The following is a 7,348-nucleotide window of genomic DNA, read 5'->3' on the forward strand; positions in this document are numbered from 1 at the left end:
AGTCGATTTTAGCCACGGATGGCTTAAATCAATCACGAGCTTAGCGACACTATCGGGCATCGACTGCGGTGATTCATGATGAGTTTTGTTCAAGTCTGATTGTCTGTGAGCTTGATGAAGACAAATAATTCTCTCTGTGATTAAAAAATAGACATGAAGTATTTATTCAGGCTATAATATACTCAATATCGCGAGGGGGTAAATAATGTCTGATACTGATGAGTTAAATAATACCTTATCATTTACGATAGGTAATGCCAGAATCCAATTGCTTGAAACCCTACAAAAACAACTTGAAGCTTGTATTGCAGATCAAATAATTCCTCAAGCGGAAGGTGTCCCCTTTGTCAACATCAATAACGATCCAGCTCAAATAGCATCCATTAAAAAAGTAATTAATGCTTTATACCATGCGGAAGAAGCATTAAAAATATGGGAAGGGATGGACACATCAACCAAATGGGGTAAAGCGAAAGCAGCCCCTCAAGGTGTTTTGGCTCTGAATCAGATTTATAAATCGCTAGGGCAACTCAATGACGCGACACCAGAGATACAATCTATCATAGTAGATAACTATTGCCTGCTTGAGCCAGTATTTAGCGGAACTTATGAGATGATACAAAAATCTGGCTGGATCAGTGAGTTTTCAAAAATGGAAGCTCCTGAGAAGGCGAGTATTCTAATTAATAAAGGAACTGAATTACTCGGATCTGACAAAAGTAAATGGAACAGTACTCATCCTTTGCTTGAACCTTTTTCTAAGCTGTCACAATTAATCAATACGTTCACCGACACCGATCCTTCGAAAAAAAAGCAGTTACCAGAAGAACTGAGAAGAGAACGAATTTTATTAATTATTTCACTTATCGAGGATCTGGAAATTAATCCATTTTTTCAGAAGATAACAACCCGAGGTCTGGCGGAAACTAAAGCCGTTAATGATTTAATCGATTGGTTTAAAAGCATTCAGGAAGATGATTTTGAATTTACTCAGAAATCCATCAATAAATACATTTCATGGGCTAATGATGGGTTGCCGCTGTTGATTGTGGCGGTTGATCGGCTTGAGAGGCAAAATTATCTGAAATCTGGTTTGTTAAGCGCAGAAGTGATCAAGGCTACAGACAAGCTTGCATCTTCAATCAATGAACAAATAGCCTCTTCTTCGTTAAATATAAATGAACGAGTCGCACTGATGCCTTCATTTGCATCTGTTAGAGAGCAGGGTATTGAAGCCAGCCAGCTAACACAAGTACAGGATATTGCAAATGCACAAAACAGCAAGAGTTCGGTAGCTGATTTTTTTGCAATTTTGCAAGAATATAAAGGAAAATCATTTGCTGAAATTATTGAACCAGATCGAATTCGCTTAAGGCAAATCTATCCTGATATACAATATGATCTGGCTCATGCTGATTTTGAACTAGAAAATGAATTAGCGAATCTTTTAAATACGGTAGGTCCTGCAGAAAAGCCAGTAGAACCTGCTAGCAAGAGCTGGTGGCAACTTGCCACAGGAGCTGTCAGTTACGTTGCCAGTTTTGTTGTAAGTGGTGAGATAGATAAGGTTATAGCAAAACAAAATTCTGTGTATGAATTTATTAATAAAAAGATTGCAAGTGCACAATTGAAAATTACTGTTGGGGAGCAAGCTCGTGAACGGATAGCAGCTCATCAAGAGTTTAAAGAGCCTATAGAAGAACGAGTTTTATCACGAATCAATTTATTAAAAGCAAAATTGTCCCCCTTCCCAGAACGAAAGGTGATTAAGCCTGGGGATATCATTCCGGTGAAGACTTCCAGCCTGAATAATTTGCGCGGCAATCTTACGTATTTACAAGAATTGCGTTTATCGAATAAAGTATTAGAAACTAGCAAAAATATAAATACTTTAGTCGCACGCCATTTATCAGAGTCAGAACAGGCTTATTTTTCATCGCCACCTTATGTCATCAACGCGGATGAGCCAGAGTCAGTACAGCAAATCAAGGCTGTATCGAATGGACTATATCAGCTGGTGAGTGCTCTTGAGCAGTTTGAAAATATCAGTAGTGATTTTGGCATGGCAAGTAAAGCACAAATGCTTATGGTCGTTGTAAATGCTGGCCGTGAATTGAAACAAGCTATTGCCATCCTTTCTCCTGCTACTCGTCAGGCTTTGGCTCCTGTAATAGGAGCTCTGATGGCTTATGGAGGCTCATTCTCTCAAGTGAATGGGAAGGAATCTGACTTATCTGGACTTTGCCTGTTAAATCAACTAGATAATGCACTACCTGAGCAATCTGAAGAGTTAATTATTGCTCAGGATATTATGCCTGTATCAGAGGATAATGCATTACCTGAGCTAAAGGATAATGTACCGATAGTCTCTGTTGAAAACGTGTTTGTTGAACAGAAAGATATCCCTGTTATTAATACTGAGGCTGTAGTTGTTCCTCAGGCAAATACATCTATTCTGCCTGATGCAAAACAAGCTGAATTGGAAGATGCCACTTTTTATGAAGAGTGCGCTGGTAATATAGCTAATGGCAGAGAACGGTTATTAAATAAATTTAAAACGACTTTAACTAATCCTTTATCCAGCTTAATAATACCTCAATCAGAAGGGGTACCTTTTATCAATTTTGAAGCAGAACCACCTCAGGTCGTTGCAATTAAAAAAGTGATTAATTGCATGTATTATGCTGAGGCGGCATGCCGCACTCGCCATAAAATGAATTTTAATACTAACTCCATGTTTGATAATGTGATTCTTGCTCACCAGGGTGTTGCTGCTTTATCTCAAGTATATAAATCGTTATCACTTTTCGGAGATGCTTCTCCTGAAATAGGCAAAGTGATTAAAAACAATCATGATTTGATTGAGCCAATGTTTCGTGCAGTTGATCAATTGATAAAAAGTACTGGTTGGAGTTATCAGTTTTCTGCTACGGATATTACAGAACAGGTCGGAAGTTATTTAGGACAAGGCTTAAATCTTGTCCAGGCTGATAAAGAAGGTGTAACAAAGACTCATGCTTTGGTTAATATGCTGTCTGACTTACCCTTTGTAATGAATAAACTTGCAAAACGTTTGGATCCTGCAGTGAAAACTGATGGGGATAATATTCAAATGACTGAAGAACAGATTGATTCAATTAGTGGAGTTGCTGAACTTTTTATTGAGGGAAGTGGATCCATTTTTAATCTGATTAAAGGTCCTCATGCATTAATTTCGTTGCTTGATTTAAGTAAAAAATTAAATCAAGAGGGAGATAAACTTCAAAATACAACCGTTATAGCATATCAAGAATGGATAGATAAAGAGTACCCTCTGTTACTTGCTATGATAGACGAAATTGAGGTTCGTAATTATTTGAAACCAGGCCTGTTATCTGCTGCTTTGGTGGTTGAAATTGACGCCATTAATAAGAAATTAAATGAGACTATTGAATCAAAACAAGAAGATGCAACACTTGCAGCGATTAAAACAGGAAAATATGTAGTCACTGAAGCAGGTTCAATCGACCAGCTGAGGAAAATAAATATAACCTCTGATCTAGTGCAAACCAGAGACAGTAATCTAGCCAAAATTCATTATACAATGTGGTCAGATTTATTTAATAATGAAGTACAGCGACATGCCGCACGTGATTTTTTTGCACTGCTGCATAAGTATGAAGGAAAGCCTTTTGCAACAATTAACCTTGTTGATCGAGCGAAATTAAGAGTTTTATTTGCAAAAATTCAAGATCCAATGTCTTTTGCTAACCTTGATCTGGCTAATGAATTCCTTACTGCGTTAAACAGGCTTGAAACGACCAATAATAAAGTTCTGGAAGTACCATTTACTTTTACCCAATTATTAAATCAGGAAGAGTTGGTAATAAAATACCTCGAAGAACAAAAGAAATCATTTTTGCTTCATGCTGAAGTAATCGATGAGGCTAGAACTCAATTGAATCCGTCTGCAGATAATAAAACAAGACGTGATTTGGAACAGCTTGCGATGCTTAAAGCCCGTGACAAGTATCTTGAGGACAGTCAAAGCAGAGCTGCTCCTGGACCTGGAGAATTAAAGCCAGTCGTTATCGCCTCAACCAAAACTGTTCGTGGAAGTTTTGTAAAAGTACAAGAGTTAAATTTATCCGCTCATGTTGTGTTAATGAAGGAGCGATTTCGCGCTATCACTAAAGAGAAAATGTCCGAACACATACAAGTTTATCTGGAAAAACCAGAGCTTGAATCATTACATGTGATTAATAATACGGATCCGGTTATTCCTCGTCATATAAAACAACTGGAAAATGGTCTCTATCATTTACAATCTGCTTTAGAACGATTTGAAAAAATGGATAAAAATGATGCTTTTGTGACTCAATTAAAATTAATCTTTGAAATTGAGCATGAGGTCAGAGAATTAAAAAAAGGCATCTATGGTCTTACGCCTGAACTAAAAATCCATTATGGGCCATTAATACAGCAGGTTATGGATTTTTCTTCTACGGTTCAAAATATTGATTACGATACTGATGATACCGAAGAATTACAAAAAGTGCTGGTGCTTGCTAAAGAAGACTTATTAACCCTTAAATCAGACGCCGCGGCAGCAGATAAAATTAAAAAGCAAGATACACCTACTGCTGCTTTAAGAGGTTTAAAACTGGGGATCAAATACCTGCACGTGGCATCACCCCAACTGGAGCGAGCAAGATCTTATTTATTAGCAAAATATGGGCATGCTTTTAACCCTCAACCACTTGGTTTTCGTTCATTTACTCGCGAACAATTATCTGATAAAAAATTTATGTTAAGTGAAGTTGATCGCTTAAACAATCTGTTTGATACGGCAGGATATTTTGATCTTAAGAAAGCAACCGCAGTTATTGGTGTAGCGCAACAAGTGATGAGGGTCGGTGCTCAGGCTGGTGAGTTGGCTGGTATGGTTAATAAGCTGATTAAAGATGAATACGTGCATATTAAAGAATCATCATATAAAGATTACATTGCTGCTTTGTCACGTGAAGAAGATTATTTGTGTTTAAAACCAGGAACATTAATAACGCAAGGGATGACCTTGCTCAATCAGTTGTTTTTATCTGCTGCTTTAGAATTAGATATGCCCTTTAGTGAGAAATTGAAACTGTTGGATGATGCTCATTATATAAAATTGGTTGTAGAGCAGATCAAAGATGAGTTGATTCTGCTTGAAGTACAGCTGAAAACAGACCCTTTAAACGCGCAACTTGCACTTAATATTGCAATAAAAGAAGATAAAATAAAGCTACTCAATGAGCAAATTGCACTTCATAAAACTAAAGATATAAATGCAATAAGAAGCTCCTTATTGGATATACAGTTTGAGGTTGATTTAAGAGACGCTCTTTATAAGTCTTTTCTCAAAACTCCTATTCTTGAACAATATGAACGGGCGATCAGAAAACAATATACTGATAATGATAAAAGATTAGATATATTAAATGCAGAAGACAGTGGTAAGGCATTATCTCATTTATTGGATGTGTTTGAGAGGAATGAAATTGGTAATTATTTGATTGTTAGCAAGGCAATAAAGAAATTAGTTACCTTTGGTAATGGGCTGCCTGAACACAATCAATACGTAAAAGATTATTTGAACGATCTTGTTGCTGCTATATCAAATGAAGATATTCCAATTAAGGAGCGGGCTGATTATGTTAAGTCATTACCGACTAACCAGACTTTTATTGATACCTTAAGTCTTGCATCAGATGGTTTGAGTTTCTTGGTAAAATTCAAGCAATTTATTGAAAGAATAACTCAATGCATTATTGAGGGTCTTACAACGGGGGCCAATATTATCTCTCGCTACTATGAGATCAAGCTGGAACAAAAAATGGGGAACATTGAGAAGTCACTTAATTTTAAAGCCGAACTTAATGCTCAAAAAACTACAGAAGAGGATGAACAGGTTGAGTTGGAGCAAGATAAATCAGCCGAAGTTGCAGCCACCAAGGAGGGAGCATCACCTGTATCTGACGAAGATTTAGAACCTCCTGAAGAGGAGTATAGAAGCAACTCATTCAGGTAAATATCTCGCATCCATCATCAGATTCAGACATTTGAGAACATCAGGCCTGGTAGATGATGGATAATACTCCCATTGACAAGAACATAACTGCTGCAATTGCATGAACTATTTTCATCGGTATCTTTGTTGCAAATTTATTCCCAATATACACCGCCGGTACATCTGCCAGCAGCATCCCTATAGTGGTGCCAGCAATCACCAAAAGCGGGGCATTATAATGGGCTGTTAATGCAATAGTGGCAATCTGCGTTTTATCCCCCATTTCTGCGAGAAAAAAAGTTACAAAGGTTGCGCCAAACACACCTAGTTTATGTCCCAAAAGTGATTCATCCTGGTCTATTTTATCTGGAATTAATGTCCATATGGCCATACCAATAAACGAGGCAGCTAATAACCATCTCAGTGCGTCGGGATTGATTAGCGTGGTGATCCAAAGGCCTACCATTCCAGCTAAACTGTGATTAATTAATGTCGCGGTCAATATTCCCAATATAATAGGGAGCGGTTGTTGGAAACGAGAAGCGAGAATAAATGCCAGTAATTGGGTTTTATCACCTATTTCCGCAAGGGCAATTACTCCTATTGATACAAAAAATGCGTCCATCTCATCAATGCTTAATTAATTGTCATAGTGGATTATACTGAAAATCAATTGTAAAAGGGAATTGATTTATCTCTCCAATAATCGAACACGGATAAAACCTGAAAAGAGTATATAATTAGAGTATTGCCAGGATGCATGTTGCGTATTGGAGGCTGGAAATGATTAATCGGCTTAATTATCATCACCAAAGGTGATAAAGAAAACTCAGACTATTTTAAAGAATACAAAACCAAAATATATGAACGACGTATCTCGATGGGACTTGAGCAGCTTTATGGCGACATGTGTGCTGTCGTCATTCAGGTTCAAACCGGGGATGCCATCCAATATATAACCGAATTGCATGCCATGACTCCGTATCGCTATGCAGCAGGTTACATCAGCGAGACACATAAAATTTATTGTTTAATGAATACCAATACCTCTCCTGCATTGCTCGTGCTAGAGCCTTTGGATCCTAATTTTAAAGATGATATTACTCGTTTTAATAAAATGTATCCTAATTCAAGAGAAAAATTTAATTCGCGTTATGTAGGTGAAATTTATTCTTGCAAAGATAATAAAGAGACAATTAATATCCTTGGTTCACAAGGGTTTCGATTTCATGATCCCTACATTACTGAAAATAAATTTTACTGCAGTAAAAAAATACGATTCACTCGGATGTCTGATTTTACCTACAACAGCGTAGGGTA

Annotated in this window: 2 protein-coding genes and 1 pseudogene; 2 read left to right on the forward strand and 1 reads right to left on the reverse strand. The window is 37.2% G+C overall.

Going from position 1 to position 7,348, the window contains the following annotated elements:
* The first annotated feature begins 205 nt into the window (after window positions 1-205).
* Entirely contained in the window at window positions 206-6,049 is a 5,844-nt protein-coding gene (locus Q0495_RS12615; RefSeq protein ID WP_298626903.1) for an SdhB, read from the forward strand.
* Window positions 6,050-6,089: 40 nt separating this feature from the next.
* Here Q0495_RS12615 and Q0495_RS12620 read toward each other — a convergent pair whose 3' ends face one another.
* A complete protein-coding gene (locus Q0495_RS12620; protein WP_298626904.1) occupies window positions 6,090-6,653 on the reverse strand; it encodes a TMEM165/GDT1 family protein in 564 nt (187 codons plus the stop codon).
* A 255-nt stretch (window positions 6,654-6,908) separates the two neighbouring features.
* On the opposite strand from Q0495_RS12620, the pseudogene Q0495_RS12625 reads away from it, so the two are divergent.
* Window positions 6,909-7,348, forward strand: a pseudogene (locus tag Q0495_RS12625) (hypothetical protein); the annotation flags it as partial.

It is taken from the genome of uncultured Legionella sp., from assembly GCF_937871865.1.
Classification (GTDB): Bacteria; Pseudomonadota; Gammaproteobacteria; order Legionellales; family Legionellaceae; genus Legionella.

Excerpts from the sequence above, each read along its gene's own strand:
- Q0495_RS12615 (WP_298626903.1), top strand. The coding sequence starts at position 206 with ATGTCTGATACTGATGAGTTAAATAATACCTTATCATTTACGATAGGT.
- Q0495_RS12620 (WP_298626904.1), bottom strand. The coding sequence starts at position 6,653 with ATGGACGCATTTTTTGTATCAATAGGAGTAATTGCCCTTGCGGAAATA.